Here is a 17,909-nt window from a genome sequence, read left to right as displayed (position 1 = left end):
GCCAACGCTGCCGACAGCCCTCCGCCAATACGAAGTCCCCGCCTGCCGAAGCAGACGGGGACTTCATGACCGTACGGTCCGGAGGACTCCCAAGGACTACGGAGGACTACGCCAGCAGCCCCGGAATCGTCCCCTCGTGCGCCTCGCGCAGCTCGGTCAGCGACAGGGCGAACTCGCCCTGCACGTCCACCGTGTCGCCGTCGACCACGCCGATGCGGGTGACCGGCAGGCCACGCGCGCCGCACATGTCGGTGAAGCGCAGCTCCTCGCTCCGCGGGACGGCGACGACCGCGCGGCCCGCCGACTCGGAGAACAGGAACGTGAACGCGTCCAGGCCGTCGGGCACGACGAGCCGCGCGCCCTTGCCGCCCTGCAGCGCCGACTCGACCACGGCCTGGACCAGACCGCCGTCGGACAGGTCGTGCGCGGCGTCGATCATGCCGTCGCGGGACGCCGAGATCAGGATGTCGGCGAGCAGCTTCTCGCGCTCCAGGTCGACCTGCGGGGGCAGACCGCCGAGGTGGTCGTGGACGACCTGCGACCAGGCCGAACCGCCGAACTCCTCGCGGGTGTCGCCGAGCAGGTAGAGGAGCTGGCCCTCTTCCCTGAAGGCGACCGGCGTGCGGCGGGCGACATCGTCGATGACACCGAGCACGGCCACAACCGGGGTCGGGTGGATCGCCGCCTCGCCCGTCTGGTTGTACAGCGAGACGTTTCCGCCGGTCACCGGGGTGCCGAGGATCTGGCAGCCGTCGGCGAGACCACGGATGGCCTCGACGAACTGCCACATGACGTCCGGGTCCTCGGGCGAGCCGAAGTTCAGGCAGTCGGAGATCGCGAGCGGCTTCGCGCCGGTCGTCGCGACGTTCCGGTACGCCTCGGCGAGGGCGAGCTGAGCGCCGTGGTACGGGTCGAGCTTCGCGTACCGGCCGTTGCCGTCGGTCGCGATGGCGACGCCGAGGCCGGTCTCCTCGTCGATGCGGATCATGCCCGAGTCCTCGGGCTGCGCGAGGACGGTGTTGCCCTGCACGAAGTGGTCGTACTGCGAGGTGACCCACTTCTTCGACGCCTGGTTCGGCGACGAGACGAGCGCGAGGACCTGCGACTTGAGCTCGTCGCTCGTCGCGGGCCGCGGCAGCTTGTTCGCGTCGTCGGCCTGGAGCGCGTCCTGCCACGACGGGCGGGCGTAGGGGCGCTCGTACGTCGGGCCCTCGTGGGCGACCGTGCGCGGGTCGACGTCGACGATCTTCTCGCCGTGCCAGAAGATCTCGAGGCGGTCGCCGTCGGTCACCTCACCGATGACGGTGGCGATGACGTCCCACTTCTCGCAGATCTCCAGGAAGCGGTCGACCTTCGAAGGCTCGACCACCGCGCACATGCGCTCCTGCGACTCGCTCATGAGGATCTCCTCAGGAGAGAGCGTGGAGTCGCGCAGCGGTACGTCGTCCAGCTCGACGCGCATACCGCCCGAGCCGTTGGACGCCAGCTCGCTGGTGGCGCAGGAGATACCGGCGGCACCCAGGTCCTGGATTCCGACGACGAGCTTCTCCTGGAAGGCCTCCAGGGTGCACTCGATGAGCAGCTTCTCCTGGAAGGGGTCACCGACCTGCACGGCCGGACGCTTCGACGGCTTGGCGTCGTCGAAGGTCTCGGAGGCCAGGATCGAGGCGCCACCGATGCCGTCGCCGCCCGTGCGGGCGCCGTACATGATGACCTTGTTGCCCGGGCCCGAGGCCTTCGCGAGGTGGATGTCCTCGTGCCGCATGACGCCGATGGCGCCCGCGTTGACCAGCGGGTTGCCCTGGTAGCAGGAGTCGAAGACGACCTCGCCGCCGATGTTGGGCAGGCCCAGGCAGTTGCCGTAGCCGCCGATGCCGGCGACGACGCCCGGGAGGACGCGCTTGGTGTCGGGGTGGTCGGCGGCGCCCATGCGCAGCGGGTCGACCACGGCGACCGGGCGGGCACCCATCGCGATGATGTCGCGCACGATGCCGCCGACGCCGGTGGCCGCGCCCTGGTAGGGCTCGACGTACGACGGGTGGTTGTGCGACTCGACCTTGAAGGTCACGGCGTAGCCCTGGCCGACGTCGACGACACCGGCGTTCTCACCGATGCCGACGAGCATGGCGTCGGACTGCGGCGCCTTCTCGCCGAACTGGCGCAGGTGGATCTTCGACGACTTGTACGAGCAGTGCTCGGACCACATGACCGAGTACATGGCGAGCTCGGCGCCGGTCGGGCGGCGGCCGAGGATCTCCACGACGCGCTCGTACTCGTCCTTCTTCAGGCCGAGTTCGGCCCAGGGGAGCTCGACGTCGGGGGTCTGTGCGGCGTTCTCAACGGTGTCGAGGCTCATGAGGCGGCGACCAGCTTCTTGAGGATCGAGGTGAAGAAGGGGAGGCCGTCGGTGCGACCGGAGCCGATGAGCGGCTCGACGGCGTGCTCGGGGTGCGGCATGAGACCGACGACGTTGCCCGCCTCGTTCGTGATGCCGGCGATGTCCCGCAGCGAGCCGTTCGGGTTGTAGTCGACGTAACGGAACGCGACCCGGCCCTCCGCCTCCAGCATGTCCAGCGTGCGCTCGTCGGCGACGTAGCGGCCGTCCATGTTCTTCAGCGGGATGTGGATCTCCTGGCCGGCCTCGTAGTCGGCGGTCCAGGCGGTGTCCGCGTTCTCCACCCGCAGCTTCTGGTCACGGCAGATGAAGTGGAGGTGGTCGTTGCCGAGCATCCCGCCGGGCAGCAGGTGCGCCTCGGTCAGGATCTGGAAGCCGTTGCAGATACCGAGAACCGGCATACCCGCCTTGGCCTGCTCGATCAGGGTCTCCATCACCGGCGAGAACCGGGAGATGGCACCGGCGCGCAGATAGTCGCCGTAGGAGAATCCACCGGGCAGGACGACCGCGTCGACCTGCTTCAGATCCTTGTCCTTGTGCCAGAGGGCGACGGGCTCGGCGCCGGCGAGACGGATCGCGCGCTGAGTGTCCCTGTCGTCGAGGGAACCCGGGAAAGTGACGACGCCAATACGAGCGGTCACTTTTCTGCCCCCACCGCGGGCTCTTCGACCTTCACGGTGAAGTTCTCGATCACGGTGTTGGCGAGGAACGTGTCGGCCAACTCATGGATACGGGCGAGGACCGCGTCATCGACAGGCCCGTCCACCTCGAGTTCGAAACGCTTTCCCTGACGTACGTCGGAGATGCCCTCGAAACCGAGGCGCGGCAGTGCACGCTGCACCGCCTGGCCCTGGGGGTCGAGGATCTCCGGCTTGAGCATGACGTCGACTACGACGCGTGCCACTGGCACTCCCGGTGTGTGGTGCTGAGCAGGTTCCTTCAGACTACCCGGACAAAATTTCTACTCGCGTAGACCGTAGGAAGCTACGAGAGCCGGATCACGTTAGCGCAACAGCGCGGTACTCCCGGGAAAAATTCGGGGAAAGACTTCGGATACCCATTGCGGCACGGACACGCGGGGCGATTTCGTCGGTCTTCACAATGCAATACTCGGCAAGGTAAAAAGGAAATGCGAAAGCGGTCGGTTCGCCTGAGCTTTACACTGAGCTTTGCCCCATAACAGCCGGACAGTCGACATCGGCGCACGTCAAAGCGGCGAGGTCGCACGAAGGGACCGATATTCGTGGCGCAGCGTGTCGTGGTCACTCTCTCCGACGACATCGACGGCGGAGAAGCCGCAGAAACGGTCGTCTTCGGTCTCGACGGCAAGTCGTACGAGATCGACCTGAATCCCGCCAATGCCAAGAAGCTTCGCAAGGTACTGGCCCCGTACCTCGAGGCCGGCCGCAAGCAGCACGGCGCGGGCCGCGCCTCCGGCAGGGCCATCGGCAGCTACAAGCACACGGCGGTCTCCGCCGACCCGGCCGCCGTCCGCGCCTGGGCCCGCTCGCACAAGATGGACGTCCCGCCGCGCGGCCGCATCCCCAAGAAGGTCTACGAGGCGTTCGAAGCCGCCAACTGACCCGAGTGGCCCACCCGTCGGCACCCCGCGGAGCAGGCGACTTGCGCTGCACCCCTGCTGATCAGCTAGAGTCTGGAACACGCCGAGGGGCGAGGCCGCAAAAAGCCGAACCTCACGGAGTCGTGCGGGTGTAGTTCAGTAGTAGAACATCCCCCTTCCAGGGGGAAGGCGCAGTGTGCAATTCCTGTCACCCGCTCCGCATCGCGTACCGATCACTCCCCGGAGTGCGGTAGGCTGGTGCTCGCGCCGATCGGTGAAAGCCGGTCGGAGGCAAGTGCGAACGTAGCTCAGTTGGTAGAGCGCAACCTTGCCAAGGTTGAGGTCGCGAGTTCGAACCTCGTCGTTCGCTCCAGTTGAAGGCCCCGGTCCATCGGACCGGGGCCTTCTGCATGTGCGAAGCCGCTTCTGACATTTGTCATGCCCTCCGGTGACAGCACGCACTGACCACCGGCCCGGCCGCACGGAACGCTCGTACTCATGGAAACGAACGAGCGCGTGATCGACGTCACCGATCTGCGACGCGTGTACGGGGGCTCGTACGAGGCGGTGCGCGGGGTGACCTTCTCCGTCGCCCGGGGAGAACTCTTCGCCCTCCTCGGCACCAACGGCGCGGGCAAGACCTCCACCGTCGAACTCCTCGAAGGACTCGCCGCCCCCGCCGGCGGCCGCGTCCGCGTCCTCGGGCACGACCCGTACACCGAACGCGACCTGGTCAGGCCGCGGGTCGGGGTCATGCTCCAGGAAGGCGGGTTCCCGTCCGAGCTGACCGTCGCGGAGGCCGTCCGGCTGTGGGCCGGATGCACCAGCGGCGCGCGGCCCGCTGGGGAAGCGCTGGAGATCGTCGGGCTCGAACGGCGCGCCAAGGTCCGTGTGAAGGCGCTGTCCGGCGGTGAGAAGCGGCGCCTGGACCTGGCGCTCGCGCTGCTCGGCAGGCCCGAGGTCCTCTTCCTCGACGAACCGACCACCGGACTCGACGCCGAGGGCCGGCGCGCCACCTGGGACCTGGTGCGCGAGCTGCGCGCCGACGGCACCACCGTGCTGCTGACCACCCACTACCTCGAAGAGGCCGAGGAACTCGCCGACCGGCTCGCCATCCTCCACGAGGGGCGGATCGCCGCCGAGGGGCGCGTCGACGAGGTCGTCGCCGCCCAGCCCTCGCACATCTCCTTCGAGCTGCCCGGCGGGTACCTGCCCGGCGACCTCCCGCCGCTCGCCGGACTCGGGGTCAGCGGGCACGAGACGGACGGCCGCAAGGTCCGGCTGCTGACGAACGAACTCCAGCGGACCGCCACGAGCCTCCTCCTGTGGGCCAGGGACGCCCGGGTCGAGCTGCGCGGGCTCGACGCGCGCAGCGCCTCCCTCGAAGAGGCGTTCCTGCGGATCGCACGCGACGCGCGTACGAATGCCGTGAACGACAAGGAAGAGGTGGCGGCGCGATGAGCACGGTGATGACGGCCCGCGGGGCCACGACGACGGCCGCGGGGCGGATGCGGACCCTGGCCCGCGCGGAGCTGACCCTGCTCGGCCGTGGCAAAGGCACGCTGTTCACGGCGGTAGTCGTGCCGCTGGCGCTGCCGTTCACGGTGCGCTCGTCGATGGACGGCATGGATCTCAAGGCCGCCGGGCTCAGCATGGGCTCCGTACTCCTGCCGTCCGCGATCGGCTTCTCTCTCCTCTTCGCCGTCTACAGCACGCTCGTCGGCGTGTACGTGGCCCGGCGCGAGGAGCTCGTCCTCAAGCGGCTGCGCACCGGCGAGCTGCGCGACGCCGAGATCCTCGCGGGCGCGGCACTGCCCGCGGTCACCGTGGCCGTCGTGCAGTCCTGCGTCCTCGTCGCCGCGAGTGCGGCGCTGCTCGGCGTGGGTGCGCCGCGCTCGCCCCAACTCGTCGTCCTGGGGCTGCTGTTGGGGCTCGTGATGTGGCCCGCGCTCGCCGCCGTCACCGCGGGCCTCAGCAAGAGCGTCGAGAGCGCGCAGGTGGCGGTCATGCCGCTGCTCCTGCTGTCCCTGGCCGGCTCCGGCACCGTCGTACCCCTCGAACTCCTCCCGGACCGCCTCGCGTTGGTCTGCGAATCGCTGCCTCTCACCCCGGTGATCACCCTGCTGCGGGGCGGCTGGACCGGGAACCTGTCGGCCTACGACGCCCTGGGCGCGGCCGCCACGGCGGTGGCCTGGACCGTGCTCGCCGTGTTTGCTGTACGACGGTGGTTCCGCTGGGAGCCACGACGGTGAACCGACGGGGCGGGGACATGAAGCGGCCGGGCGCGTGGTGGCGGGGGAAGAGCACACCGGCGAAAGTCGAGACGTACACGCGCTGGTCGCTGCGGTCCTTCGCTCTTGTCGAGCTGTTCTGGCTGGGGCCGCTCCCCTTCGGCGAGGTGCCGGGCGCGCTCGCCTGGGCCCTGCTCCTGGCTCTGTGCGGTCACGCGGTACTCGGCTCGGTGACCGTGTCCAGGGCTCTCGACTGGACGCGGGGCCGGCGCGAGCAGCCGGTCCGCCTGGTCGTCGCGTACGGCACCGTCACCGCCGTGCTCGCCGTCGCGACGCTGGCCGTGCTGCTGCGGGTGCCCGGCGAAGGGAACCCGGGCGGCGGCGCCTCGAACGCGATCGTGCTCTTCGTCGGCATCCTCATGGTCGGCGCCGGCATGGTCACGCCCGGCCTGCGCACCCGCCGGCGCGTGATCGCCACGGCGCTCGGCGCGTCCGTCGGGGCCGGGGTGGCGGCCGTGCCGTCCGGACTTCCGTCCATCGTCGCGCTCGTCCTGGCGGCGACCGTCCTGTTCAGCACCGGGGTCTTCGCGCTGACCTCCGGGTTGTCCGTCTGGCTGCTCAACACCGTCTACGAACTCGACGAGGCCCGCGAGACCAAGGCGCGGCTCGCGGTGGCCGAGGAGCGGCTGCGGTTCGGGCGCGATCTGCACGACGTGATGGGCCGGAACCTGGCCGTGATCGCGCTCAAGAGCGAGCTCGCCATACAGCTCACCCGGCGCGGGCGGCCCGAGGGCGTGGAGCAGATGATCGAGGTGCAGCGCATCGCCCAGGAATCCCAGAAGGACGTACGGGCCGTCGTACGCGGCTACCGAGAGGCCGACCTGTCGGTCGAACTGGCCGGTGCGCAGGGCGTGTTGACGGCGGCCGGGATCACCTGCGAGGTGACCGGGACGGACGCGGCGCTGCCCGGCCCCGTACAGTCCGCGCTCGCCTGGGTCGTGCGGGAGGCGACGACGAACGTCCTGCGGCACGGGGACGCCCGGCGCTGCGACATCGCCGTACGGGTGGAGGCGGGGCGGGTCGTGGTGCTGAGTGTGGAGAACGACGGGGCCTCCGGGGCATCCGGGGCCGTCGGTAACGGGTCCGGGCTCGCCGGGCTGCGGGAGCGGCTCGCCGAGGTCGACGGGACGCTGGAGGCGGGTCTGGTGAACGGAGAGTTCCGGGTGATCGCCGAGGTGCCTCTGACGGAACCGGCCGCTGAGCCGCGGCACGACGCCACGTACGACGAGCCACGGCCGGGCCTCACGAACGCCACGTACGACGAGCCACCGCAGGGCCTCACCAACAACGAATACGAAAGGAGCGCCCGGTGACCGTGCGCGTGTTGCTCGCCGATGACGAGCACCTCATCCGGGGCGCGCTCGCCGCGCTGCTCGGGCTCGAGGACGATCTCGTCGTGGTCGCCGAGGCCGCCACCGGGCCCGAGGCCCTCGCCATGGCCCGCGCCCACGAACCCGACGTCGCCGTGCTCGATCTGCAGATGCCGGGCGCCGACGGTGTGAAGGCCGCCACAGTGCTGCGCGGCGAACTGCCCGCCTGCCGGGTCATGATCGTGACGAGTCACGGGCGGCCCGGACACCTGAAAAGAGCCCTGTCCGCCGGTGTGCGCGCCTTCGTCCCGAAGACCGTCAGCGCCCAGCGGCTCGCCGAGATCATCCGCACCGTGCACGCCGGAAACCGTTATGTGGACCCGGAGTTGGCGGCCGACGCGATCTCCGCGGGCGACTCCCCGCTGACCGCGCGCGAGGCCGAGGTGCTGGAGTTCGCCGCCGACGGCGCGCCCGTCGCGGAGATCGCCGAGCGGGCCGCGCTCTCCCCCGGGACGGTGCGGAACTACCTGTCGTCCGCCGCCATGAAACTCGGGGCGGAGAACCGGCACACGGCGGTGCGTCTCGCACGGGAGCGAGGTTGGGTATAGTTGCTCTCGCGCCACGGCGCAGTGCGAACGTAGCTCAGTTGGTAGAGCGCAACCTTGCCAAGGTTGAGGTCGCGAGTTCGAACCTCGTCGTTCGCTCCATATGAAAGCCCCCCGGCAGTGCCGGGGGGCTTTCGCGTGTCCGCGGGGCGGTGACTACCAGCTGACGCCGGTCAGACGCTCGTACGCCTCGATGTACTTGGCGCGCGTCGCGTCCACGACCTGCTGCGGGAGCGCGGGCGGGGGCTGCTCGCTCTTGCGGTCCCAGCCGGACTCGGCGGACGTGAGCCAGTCGCGCACGAACTGCTTGTCGAAGGACGGCTGGGCGCGGCCCGGCTGCCAGGAGTCGGCCGGCCAGAAGCGGGACGAGTCCGGGGTGAGGACCTCGTCGGCGATGATCAGCGTCTCGTCGTCGTAGCCGAACTCGAACTTCGTGTCCGCGAGGAGCACGCCGCGCTCACGCGCGATGTCCCGGGCCCGGCCGTAGACGGCGAGCGTCATCTCGCGCAGCGCGGAGGCGGTCTCCTCGCCGACCTGGCGCACGACCTCCTCGTACGACACGTTCTCGTCGTGCTCGCCGACCTCGGCCTTCGTGGCGGGCGTGAAGATCGGGGCGGGCAGCTCGGAGCCGTCGGTCAGGCCCTCGGGCAGCGAGAGGCCGCAGACCGTGCGGGACTCGTTGTACTCGACCAGGCCGGAGCCGGTGAGGTAGCCGCGGGCCACGCACTCCACGGGCACCATGCGCAGCGACTTGCAGACGAGGGTGCGGCCCTGCCAGTCCGCGGGGGCGCCGGCGGGCAGCTCCGTCGACAGGACGTGGTTGGGGGCCAGGTCGCTGAGCTGGTCGAACCACCACAGCGACAGCTGCGTGAGGACGCGGCCCTTGTCGGGGATGGGGGTCGGCAGGACCCAGTCGTAGGCGGACATGCGGTCGGAGGCGACCATCACGAGGTCGCCCGCCTCGTTCCGGTACAGGTCCCGCACCTTGCCGGTGTGGAGGTGTACCAGGCCCGGCACCTGAAGGGGTTCGGGCTTTTCGACGAATCCGGACACGGTTCCTCCCCGTGGATATGTACGAGTGCACCTGATTCTCGCTCATACGGGGACGGGTTTTGGCCAGGGGTCCGGCGGGGTGGGGCGTGGGGGCGGGGTCAGTCGCGTTTGCAGATGCGGTCGAGGAGGTTGGCGGTCGCGCGCTGGATGCGGGGGTCCACGTGGCCCGGGCGGTCGAGGGCGGGGGACCAGGCGAACGTGCCGGACGCGAAGACCAGCGAACCGGACGGCGCCCGGTACAGCGACGTCTCCTGGTGCCGCGCCGCGCGCTCGCTGTCGCGGTACGGCGAGTGGGCCAGCAGTATCCGCTCCTCGTGCTCGGGCAGCGCCGTGCGCGGGAAGTAGCGGTCGGCCTCGCCTGCGACGAGGGCCTCGATCTCGTCGCCCTCGTGCGCGCCGGTGGCCTCCCACAGCCAGTGGTCGGCGTTCCGTACGACGAGGGGGTGCGGCTCGGGGACGCGGCCCGCGTACTGGATGCCCATGAGCTGCTGCTCGGGGCGGTCCATCTCGCGCCACAGGGCCGACTTTCCGGGGGCCCTGCGCTTGTGGCACGTGAGCAGCCGGTTCGGTACGCCGGACGGGGACGGGCCCAACTCCACCTGCCAGTACATGGTGTTGGCGGAGAGGAAGACCAGGGAGGTGCCGTGTTCGCGGGCCGCTTCCGTGGTGCGGCGCATCGGCGTCGACCAGTACTCGTCGTGGCCGGGGAAGACGAGGCCCCGGTAGCGGGTCGGGTCGACGTGGCCCGCGTGCAGGTCACGGGCGTCGGCGTACGCGAGGTCGTAGCCGTACCGCTCGGCCCAGCGGATGAAGTCGTAGGCGTGGCCGACGTGCAGGGGGAGGCCGGCGCCTGCGTACGGGCGGTCGAACGAGACCGTCGTCGCCGCGTCGCCCTCACCGAGCAGCCGCCCGTCCTCGTCCCACGCGTGATAGAGACTCGCGCCGGTGTGCCCGTCCTCCGGATAGAGGTTGTACGCCTGCCAGGTCACGTCCGGGAGGAGCAGCAGGAGGTCGGCGGGCCTGCTGTCGCGGACGGTGAAGGGGACGTGGGAGCGGTAGCCGTCGACGGTCGTGAGGACGGCCACGTATGCCCCCACGTTCCAGAACGAGGGGATCTGGAGGCGCCAGGACAGCCACCAGTGGTGGCAGGAGACCGTGCGGTCGGCGGTGAGCGGGGGCGGCTGGACGATGCCGGAGAGGCGCGGGCTGGTGGTGATCTTGCTGGCGCCGTCGCCGCCGTAGTGGCCGATCCGGTAGATGTCGACGGTGAACTGCTGCGGCGGGTCGACCGTGACGTGGAAGTCGATCGACTCGCCGGGTGCGGCCGCTCCGGTCGAGGTGAAGCCCTTGATCTGGCGGTGCACGTCGTCCGCCATGCGGGGGCCGCCGGCGCGGGGGCCCGGGATGGTGGTCGCGAGGGTGCTGGCGCCGGGCTGGGGGACGTGGTCGACGTACCAGGGGACGACCTGGCCGGTGTCGTCGAAGTAGTGCTCGCTGCCGCGCAGCCACGGCAGGGGGCCCTGGCCGAAGGGGTCGCTCACGGCGTGGGCGAGTGCGCCGGACTCCCAGCGGCGGATGGCGCCGGGGGAGCGCGTGCGCCCGTTCCGTGCCGCCCGTCGGTCCTCCCGTTCCGGCCCCATGCCCGCCCCCCTCCCTCGCTCCCCCGAGCCCTTGCGCGCGCCGTCTGTTCAGCTACCGGCCCCAGCACATCACATTACGCACGCACTCCGTCACCGTTCGTCGCGAATTGACGGGAACGGAACGGGGCCCTCCGGGCGGGGTGGGGGTGTGGGGGTCGGGGAGTGGGGCGGGAGTGGTGGGTGTGGGCGGGGGTGGGTGGGCGCGTGTGGCGGGTGTGCCGGGTGGGGTGCAGGCAGGCGGGCGTGGGCGGGGGTGGGGGTGAGGTGTCGGCGGGGGCGGGTGGGCACGCGGCGCGGCGGGCGTGCCGGGTGCGGTGCAGGCGGGCGCGGGCGGGCGTGCCGGGTGCGGTGCAGGCGGGCGTGGGCCGGGAGCGGGCGTGCGGGCCTCACCGGTGGGCGTGCGTGGTGGGCCTGCGGGATGGGGTGCAGGCCAGGCGGGCGTGGGCCGGGAGCGGGCGTGCGGGCCCGCGTGGGGCCTACACCAGGCGGACCGGCTTCTCGGGGCGGATGCCCAGGCCGGCGAGCCAGGCCCGCAGGGGTTCCGGGTCGCCCTCCTCGACGAGGCTCAGGACGCGCGGGGCCAGGTCCTTGGCGCGCACCCCGTCGACCAGGAGCGACGGGCCGTCCAGCCAGTCGAGCCCGGGGGCCGCCCCGGCGGAGTCGATCGCGGCGCAGCACACCATCGCCGTCACGTGGTCGACCACCAACTCGCGTCCGGTACGCGGTGGTTGGAGCGGGAAGAGCGGGAGGCTGCCCACGTCCCAGAGGGCGTCGTCGGGGCCGCCCTGTCCGGCGGAGGGGGTGTGGGCGGCGGGGCGCCGGGCCGCCGCCTCGCTCTCCTCGCGGGCGGACTCGGCGGTGAGCCCTGCGGCGAGGAGCCCGGCGGGACCGTCGGCCTGGTCTTCGAGGGCGTCTTCGAGGCCATCGCCCAGGGCCTCTTCGGGGGCGCCGTCGAGGTCGGCGTCCGCCAAGTCGCCTTCCAGAGCGGCGAGGTCGGCTTCGGGGACCGTACCCGTGGCCGACCCACCGACCGTGTCCGTGGCCGGCGCACCCGCCGTATCCGCCGCCGGCACCCCGGCCGTATCAGCGATGTCAGTCACAACCGCCACCTCGACGACAGCCGTCGCCGGGACCCGCTCCGCCGTCAGATGGGCCATGACGCGGGCGAGGGTGGGGCCGCCCGGGTCGGGCGCCGTGGGGTCCGCTGAGCCGTGGACGCCGAGTGTGTCGAGTACGCGGTGGAGGCGGGCCGCGTCCATGCGCCACTTACGGTCGACGACCTCGTCCGGATACTCGTCCCAGCCGACCGGCGCCCAGTCCGGCCCCTGCTCGGCGGGACCCCCGTGGAACAGCCGCGCCGCGAGCAGCGACGCCGCCTCGTCCACCATGCCCGGCTCCTCCAGCAGATCGCAGGCGGGCCGCTCTCCGAGGCGGGAGGCGAAGCCCTCCGCGAGCCGGTCGCGCCGGGACAGCTCCGTGAGGGCGGCCACGACTCCCGCGTCCAGCCGGGCGGGCCAGCGCCCCATGCGCCAGGCGGGCAGCGCGACCCGGGTCAGCAGCCGGTCCCAGCCCGCGTAGGCCAGGCCGACCTGCTCCTGCGCCACGATCCGTACGCCGTAGTCCACGGCCTGCGCCCGCTCGGCGGCGGCCGCCGCGACCCCGCGCTCCATCTCGCCCGCGTGCACCCGGCAGCTGCGCAGCAACAGCCGCGCCACCCAGCCGACGCCTCCGAGAACCACTCGCCCGAGGGGTCCGCGGCCCGGCGCCGACGCGACGGCGACCGCCGCGTCAAGCCCCCGCACGAACCGCCGGGCAGCGGCTATGTCCGGGTGCGCCGAGGGCCCCGTACCGGCGACGACCGGGGCCAGTACGGCGCGCAGCTCGCCCACGCGCATCCACCACAGGAAGGGCGAGCCGATGACCAGGACGGGGGCGGCGGGCTCCCGGCCACGACCGGAACCGGCGCCCGCACCGGCGCCCCGGCCACCCGCATCGTCACCGTCTCGCGGCGCCCCGCCCTCGTCACCCCGGGACCGGGACTTCGGCGGCCCGTGCGCCGGATGCGTACGGTCCTCCAGCCAGCTGTCGCAGTCCGGGGTGAGCGCTATCGCGGAGGGGGCGGGGACGTCGAGCCGGTCGGCGAGATCGCGCACGAGCCGGTACAGATCGGGGGCCCGCTGCTCGGCGATCGGAACCGTCGGGCTGACGGCCGGGCGGGCTCGGGCGACCACGAGGGCGACGCCCGCCGCCGCGGCCAGGACCACGAGGGCCACGACCGTCATGATCCACAGAGCCACGCGCCAGCCCGCGCCGACCATGTGCCCGGTGGCGGCGCCCGCGGCCAGCACGACCGCGACGGCCGCGGGCAGCAGGGCCACTGCGAGCGCCCTGCCGCGGACGCGCAGCACCGCGAGAGCCCGGGAACGCGCGGCCTGCGCGCCCACCTCCGCACCCATACCGGTAACGGCCACGGCCGATGTCACCCCCTGCTCCCTCTGTCGCGTGCACCCATGGCGTTGTCCACTCCCCCACTGTGGCACCCGTCACTGACATCGCAATGCCAGAGGGCCACCGGTGGACCAAGTGCGGGAACGCTTGCGCCGCACCCTAGTTGGGGCACAAGGCGACGTCAGCCGGATGGGCCAGCGGTCACTCGATGGAATGGCTTTGGGCAGAGGTGGATGACAGTCAGGCCCTGGATCCGGTTGGATCCAGGGCCTGAGGTTCACGCAGAGGGGTGGCCCCCGTAGAGGCCGGGAGGCCGGGTGGGTCAGGCTTCCGCAGCCGCCTTCGCCGCGATGTCCGTGCGGTGCTGCGAGCCGTCGAGACCGATGCGCCCGACCGCCGCGTACGCGCGCTCGCGGGCCTGCGTCAGGTCCGAACCGGTCGCCGTCACCGAGAGCACGCGGCCACCGGCGCTGACGACGGCTTCCCCGTCCCGCTTCGTCCCGGCGTGCAGGACGTACGCGTGGGGCGCGTCCTGCGCCGCGACCTCGTCGAGGCCGGTGATGGGGTCGCCGGTGCGCGGCGTCTCCGGGTAGTTGTGGGAGGCCACGACCACGGTCACGGCCGACTCGTCGCTCCAGCGCAGGGGCGCGAGGTCCGCGAGCGTCCCGTCGGCGGAGGCGAGGAGGACGCCCGCGAGCGGGGTCTTCAGGCGGGCCAGGACGACCTGGGTCTCCGGGTCGCCGAAGCGGGCGTTGAACTCGATGACCCGTACGCCGCGCGACGTGATCGCGAGACCCGCGTACAGCAGGCCGGAGAAGGGCGTTCCGCGGCGGCGCAGTTCGTCGACGGTCGGCTGCAGGACGGTGTCCATGACCTCGTCGACGAGCTTCGGGTCGGCCCACGGGAGCGGCGAGTACGCGCCCATGCCGCCGGTGTTCGGGCCCGCGTCGCCGTCGAGCGCGCGCTTGAAGTCCTGCGCGGGCTGGAGCGGGACGACGGTGACGCCGTCGGTGATCGCGAAGAGGGAGACCTCGGGGCCGTCGAGGAACTCCTCGATGACGACGCGGTCGCAGGCGTTGGCGTGCGCGCGGGCGGCCTCGAGGTCGTCGGTCACGACGACGCCCTTGCCGGCGGCGAGCCCGTCGTCCTTGACCACGTACGGGGCGCCGAAGGCGTCGAGCGCCTCGTCGACCTCGGCCGGGGTCGTGCACACGTACGAGCGAGCGGTCGGCACACCGGCGCCGGCCATCACGTCCTTGGCGAACGCCTTCGAGCCCTCCAGCTGCGCGGCTTCCCCGGAGGGGCCGAAGCAGGGGATGCCGGCGGCGCGTACGGCGTCGGCGACCCCGGCGACGAGGGGGGCCTCCGGGCCGACCACGACGAGGTCCGCGGCCAGCTCACCGGCCAGCCGGGCCACGGCGGCGCCGTCGAGGGCGTCCACCGCGTGCAGCTCGGCGACCTCGGCGATTCCTGCGTTGCCGGGCGCGCAGTGCAGCGCGGAGACGTCGGGGTCGAGGGACAGTGAGCGGCACAGGGCGTGTTCGCGGGCGCCGCTGCCGATGACAAGGACCTTCACGCCAGCCAGCATAGGCGGCGGCCCGGAGTGCTCTTGTACGGGCCGCCCAGAGCGGGGGCGGCGCGCGTTCGTACGTTCCTCCATCCGCGTCCGCCCGGGCGGGCCGGATACGGAGCAACTGGCCGCGCGTCAGGCGCCGCTAGGGGAAGCACGGTCGCGGCCCCTTACACGCTTACGCGTTCGCGGATTCCTCCACGGCCGACCCCTACGGGCTTACTCGTTCGTGAATTCCTCGACGACCGTCGCGCCCAGCTCGCGGACGATCAGGTCGTGGCCGGACAGGACCGACTCGTCGAGGTCCGGGTCGTCGTCGGTGGGGATGTCGTCCTCGATGGAGACCGGGGGCGCCTCCTGGACGGGCGGTCTCGGCGCGGGCGCCGGGGGGTTCGGTGCGGCCTGGCGCTCCGGGGGGCGTGGCGCGGCGGGGGCCGGAGCCTGCGGGGTCGCGGGGCGCGGGGCCGGGGCGGCGGGGGCGCCACCGCTCGGGGCGAAGCCGCCGCCTGAACCGAAACCGCCTCCGGGAGCCGGGGGCGGAGCCTGGCCGCCGCCACCGCCCGAGGGGTCGACGACTGCCTCGACCTTCCACTGCACGCCGAACTGCTCGGAGAGCGCCGCGCGCAGGACGTCCTCGCTGCCGCTGCTCGCGAAGTTGTCCCTGGCTCCCGCGTTCACGAAGCCGAGCTGGAGGGTCGTCCCGTCGAAGCCGGTGACCTGCGCGTTCTGGCTGAGCAGGATCCAGGTGAAGCGACGCTTGTTCTTCACCACCTCGAGGATGTTCGGCCACAGGGTGCGGGGGTCGAGCCCACCGGCGGCGGGAGCCGCGACGGGGGGCTGTGCCGGGGCCTGAGGCTGGGCAGGGGGAGGCGTGGGTGCCGAGGCGGGGGGCTGCATGGTGCCGCCGCCGCTCGGGGCGGAGGCCTGGCCGCCACCACCGCCGGCGGGCGCGGCCGTGGGCCACCCGCCGGGCCGCCTGCCGCCACCGGCCGGAGCGGCGGTGGGCCAGGCGCCGGGGGCCGAACCCGTGGGCGCGGGTGCGGGCGGTGCCGCCGCGGGAGCGGGCTCGACGGGAGCCGGAGGCGCGGCAGGCTGCGCTGCCTGAGGCACCGGCGCGGGTACGGGAGCAGGGGCAGGCGCGGGCGCGGGCGCAGCCGCAACAGCCTCCCCACCCGGACCCCCCGGCCCCGCCCCCCGAACAGCCGCCCGAGCCGCAGCCGGACCGCCCCCCGGAGGAACCTGCGCCGGCGCAGCGGCAGCCGCAGCCGCACCCGGATGGGCATCCGGCGCAGGCACGTACCCCATGGCAGGACCGGCGCCCTGACCGCCGGGCACGAAGTTCCCCCCGCGCTCCAGGCGGTCCAGCCTGGCCATGACCGACCGGGCGTCGTCGTACGCGGCGGGCAGCAGCACGCGCGCGCAGATCAGCTCGAGCTGGAGGCGGGGCGAGGTGGCGCCGCGCATCTCCGTGAGCCCCTCGTTGACCAGGTCGGCGGCGCGGCTGAGCTCGGCGCCTCCGAAGACGCCGGCCTGCGCCTGCATCCGCTCCACGACATCGACCGGCGCATCGATGAGCCCCTTCTCGGCCGCGTCCGGAACGGCGGCCAGGATCACCAGGTCACGCAGCCTCTCCAGCAGGTCGGCGACGAACCGGCGCGGGTCGTTGCCCCCCTCGATGACACGGTCGACGACCTCGAAGGCGGCGGCACCGTCACCCGAGGCGAAGGCCTCCACGACGGAGTCGAGCAGCGAACCGTCCGTGTACCCGAGCAGCGACGTCGCCATGGCATACGTCACACCGTCCTCGGCCGCAGCGGCGAGCAGCTGGTCCATGACGGACATCGAGTCACGCACGGATCCGGCACCGGCCCGCACGACGAGCGGAAGCACACCCTCCGCGACGGGGATGCCCTCGCGGCCGCAGACCTCTCCGAGGTAGTCCCGGAGCGTCCCGGGCGGCACGAGCCGGAAGGGGTAGTGGTGCGTACGCGAGCGGATGGTCCCGATGACCTTCTCGGGCTCGGTCGTGGCGAAGATGAACTTGAGGTGCTCCGGCGGCTCCTCGACGACCTTCAGAAGTGCGTTGAATCCCGCCGACGTGACCATGTGGGCCTCGTCGATGATGTAGATCTTGTAGCGGCTGCTCGCGGGCCCGAAGAAGGCCTTTTCCCGCAGGTCACGGGCGTCGTCGACGCCACCGTGCGAAGCGGCGTCGATCTCGATGACGTCGATCGAACCCGGCCCGTTCCTCGCCAGGTCACGGCAGGACTGGCACTCGCCGCAGGGCGTGGGCGTCGGCCCCTGCTCGCAGTTCAGACACCGCGCGAGGATGCGCGCGCTCGTCGTCTTGCCGCAGCCGCGCGGGCCACTGAACAGGTACGCGTGATTGACCCGGTTGTTCCGCAGCGCCTGCTGCAGCGGGTCGGTCACATGTTCCTGCCCGATGACCTCGGCGAACGACTCCGGGCGATAGCGGCGGTAGAGCGCGAGAGACGACACGTATACGAGGTTAATGGCGCCCACTGACAACCACGCCCGCCGCCGGCCTCACGACCACCGGAGGGGAAACCGCCCCCGGAACGCAAGACGCCCCCCACGCACCCGCCAGAGCCGACCTACCCTTGCTGCCTTCCGGCCCTGGGGGAGTTCAGTCAGATAGCGCCACGTGAGGGGCTGGGCTCAACAGTAGCGGATGCCCGCCCGGAATCACGACCCCGGCCCCCGCCATGATCCGCTCCCGGACCCCCGCCCCCGATCATGTTCGCGAGCACCCCCCAACGTCTTGTATTGTTTGCGGCGGAGGATTCGCCTAGTGGCCTAGGGCGCACGCTTGGAAAGCGTGTTGGGGGCAACCCCTCACGAGTTCGAATCTCGTATCCTCCGCCAGTGCCTCACCGGGCACGTTGTCGAAGGGCCCCACCGTTCGCGGTGGGGCCCTTCGACGTGTGTGGTCTCAGTTTTGGTCTCAGTAGACCGATGATGTGATGGATCTGCTGAACGTGCGACCGGTACCGGGGAGCCTGCCCTGGACCTATC

At 72.0% G+C, this 17,909-nt stretch carries 13 protein-coding genes, 4 tRNA genes and 1 other RNA gene; 9 read left to right on the top strand and 9 right to left on the bottom strand.

All coding sequences use genetic code 11. The features are described 5' to 3' along the window. Positions 1-106: 106 nt before the first annotated feature. Genes purL through purS form a run of 3 tightly spaced genes read right to left on the bottom strand, consistent with a single transcriptional unit; the run spans position 107 to position 3,299 of the window. On the bottom strand, positions 107-2,356 hold the full coding sequence (gene purL, locus ABZ893_RS22590; RefSeq protein ID WP_361406603.1) for a phosphoribosylformylglycinamidine synthase subunit PurL: 2,250 nt from the start codon (positions 2,354-2,356) through the stop codon (positions 107-109). Continuing rightward, complete coding sequence (gene purQ, locus ABZ893_RS22585; RefSeq protein WP_361406600.1) at positions 2,353-3,036, bottom strand: phosphoribosylformylglycinamidine synthase subunit PurQ; 684 nt, start codon at positions 3,034-3,036, stop codon at positions 2,353-2,355. The genes purL and purQ overlap by 4 nt, the downstream gene beginning before the upstream one ends. After that, positions 3,033-3,299 (bottom strand): phosphoribosylformylglycinamidine synthase subunit PurS, encoded by a 267-nt coding sequence (purS, locus tag ABZ893_RS22580; RefSeq protein ID WP_100598945.1) that lies wholly within the window; start codon positions 3,297-3,299, stop codon positions 3,033-3,035. Before purS ends, purQ begins: the two co-directional genes overlap by 4 nt. Positions 3,300-3,638: 339 nt before the next feature. Between purS and ABZ893_RS22575 the strand changes: the two genes are divergently transcribed. The 8 genes from ABZ893_RS22575 to ABZ893_RS22540 all read left to right on the top strand — a co-directional run bounded on the left by ABZ893_RS22575 (position 3,639) and on the right by ABZ893_RS22540 (position 8,264). Continuing rightward, positions 3,639-3,977 (top strand): Lsr2 family protein, encoded by a 339-nt coding sequence (locus tag ABZ893_RS22575; RefSeq protein WP_361406597.1) that lies wholly within the window; start codon positions 3,639-3,641, stop codon positions 3,975-3,977. Positions 3,978-4,101: 124 nt separating this feature from the next. Next, positions 4,102-4,173, top strand: a tRNA-Gly gene (locus ABZ893_RS22570). An 80-nt stretch (positions 4,174-4,253) separates the two neighbouring features. Further along, a tRNA-Gly gene (locus tag ABZ893_RS22565) sits at positions 4,254-4,329 on the top strand. Between the two features lie 125 nt (positions 4,330-4,454). After that, positions 4,455-5,417, top strand: a complete 963-nt coding sequence (locus ABZ893_RS22560; protein ID WP_361406594.1) for an ABC transporter ATP-binding protein — start codon at positions 4,455-4,457, stop codon at positions 5,415-5,417. Then, on the top strand, positions 5,414-6,208 hold the full coding sequence (locus tag ABZ893_RS22555) for an ABC transporter permease (protein ID WP_361406591.1): 795 nt from the start codon (positions 5,414-5,416) through the stop codon (positions 6,206-6,208). The genes ABZ893_RS22560 and ABZ893_RS22555 overlap by 4 nt, the downstream gene beginning before the upstream one ends. A 17-nt stretch (positions 6,209-6,225) precedes the next feature. Further along, complete coding sequence (locus tag ABZ893_RS22550) at positions 6,226-7,560, top strand: histidine kinase (RefSeq protein WP_361406704.1); 1,335 nt, start codon at positions 6,226-6,228, stop codon at positions 7,558-7,560. Beyond that, positions 7,557-8,165: a response regulator transcription factor gene (locus tag ABZ893_RS22545; protein ID WP_361406588.1), complete on the top strand. Its 609-nt coding sequence runs from the start codon at positions 7,557-7,559 to the stop codon at positions 8,163-8,165. The genes ABZ893_RS22550 and ABZ893_RS22545 overlap by 4 nt, the downstream gene beginning before the upstream one ends. Before the next feature lie 23 nt (positions 8,166-8,188). Then, a tRNA-Gly gene (locus ABZ893_RS22540) sits at positions 8,189-8,264 on the top strand. A 54-nt stretch (positions 8,265-8,318) separates the two neighbouring features. Here ABZ893_RS22540 and ABZ893_RS22535 read toward each other — a convergent pair. The 6 genes from ABZ893_RS22535 to ffs form a co-directional block, all read right to left on the bottom strand. Next, positions 8,319-9,215 carry a phosphoribosylaminoimidazolesuccinocarboxamide synthase gene (locus ABZ893_RS22535; RefSeq protein WP_361406585.1) on the bottom strand — a complete coding sequence of 299 codons (897 nt, stop codon included), beginning with the start codon at positions 9,213-9,215 and terminating at the stop codon, positions 8,319-8,321. A 98-nt stretch (positions 9,216-9,313) separates the two neighbouring features. Beyond that, a complete protein-coding gene (locus ABZ893_RS22530) occupies positions 9,314-10,855 on the bottom strand; it encodes a N,N-dimethylformamidase beta subunit family domain-containing protein (protein ID WP_361406582.1) in 1,542 nt (513 codons plus the stop codon). A gap of 476 nt (positions 10,856-11,331) precedes the next feature. Next, positions 11,332-13,311, bottom strand: a complete 1,980-nt coding sequence (locus ABZ893_RS22525; RefSeq protein WP_361406701.1) for a hypothetical protein — start codon at positions 13,309-13,311, stop codon at positions 11,332-11,334. Between the two features lie 314 nt (positions 13,312-13,625). After that, positions 13,626-14,879, bottom strand: coding sequence for a phosphoribosylamine--glycine ligase (purD, locus tag ABZ893_RS22520; protein WP_361406579.1), 1,254 nt, complete (start codon positions 14,877-14,879; stop codon positions 13,626-13,628). 213 nt (positions 14,880-15,092) lie between these two features. Further along, the gene (locus ABZ893_RS22515) at positions 15,093-17,372 is read right to left on the bottom strand and encodes a DNA polymerase III subunit gamma and tau (RefSeq protein ID WP_361406576.1); all 2,280 of its coding nucleotides are present in this window, start codon (positions 17,370-17,372) and stop codon (positions 15,093-15,095) included. 83 nt (positions 17,373-17,455) lie between these two features. Beyond that, positions 17,456-17,550, bottom strand: an RNA gene (ffs, locus tag ABZ893_RS22510) — signal recognition particle sRNA small type. A gap of 121 nt (positions 17,551-17,671) precedes the next feature. Between ffs and ABZ893_RS22505 the strand changes: the two genes are divergently transcribed. After that, positions 17,672-17,759: transfer RNA gene (locus ABZ893_RS22505), tRNA-Ser, on the top strand. Positions 17,760-17,909: the final 150 nt, after the last annotated feature.

Origin of the sequence: Streptomyces sp. NPDC046821, assembly GCF_040645335.1 — a bacterium.
Classification (GTDB): Bacteria; Actinomycetota; Actinomycetes; order Streptomycetales; family Streptomycetaceae; genus Streptomyces.
The sequence above is the reverse complement of the archived record's forward strand: the minus strand, read 5'-3'. Positions and strand labels throughout refer to the sequence as shown.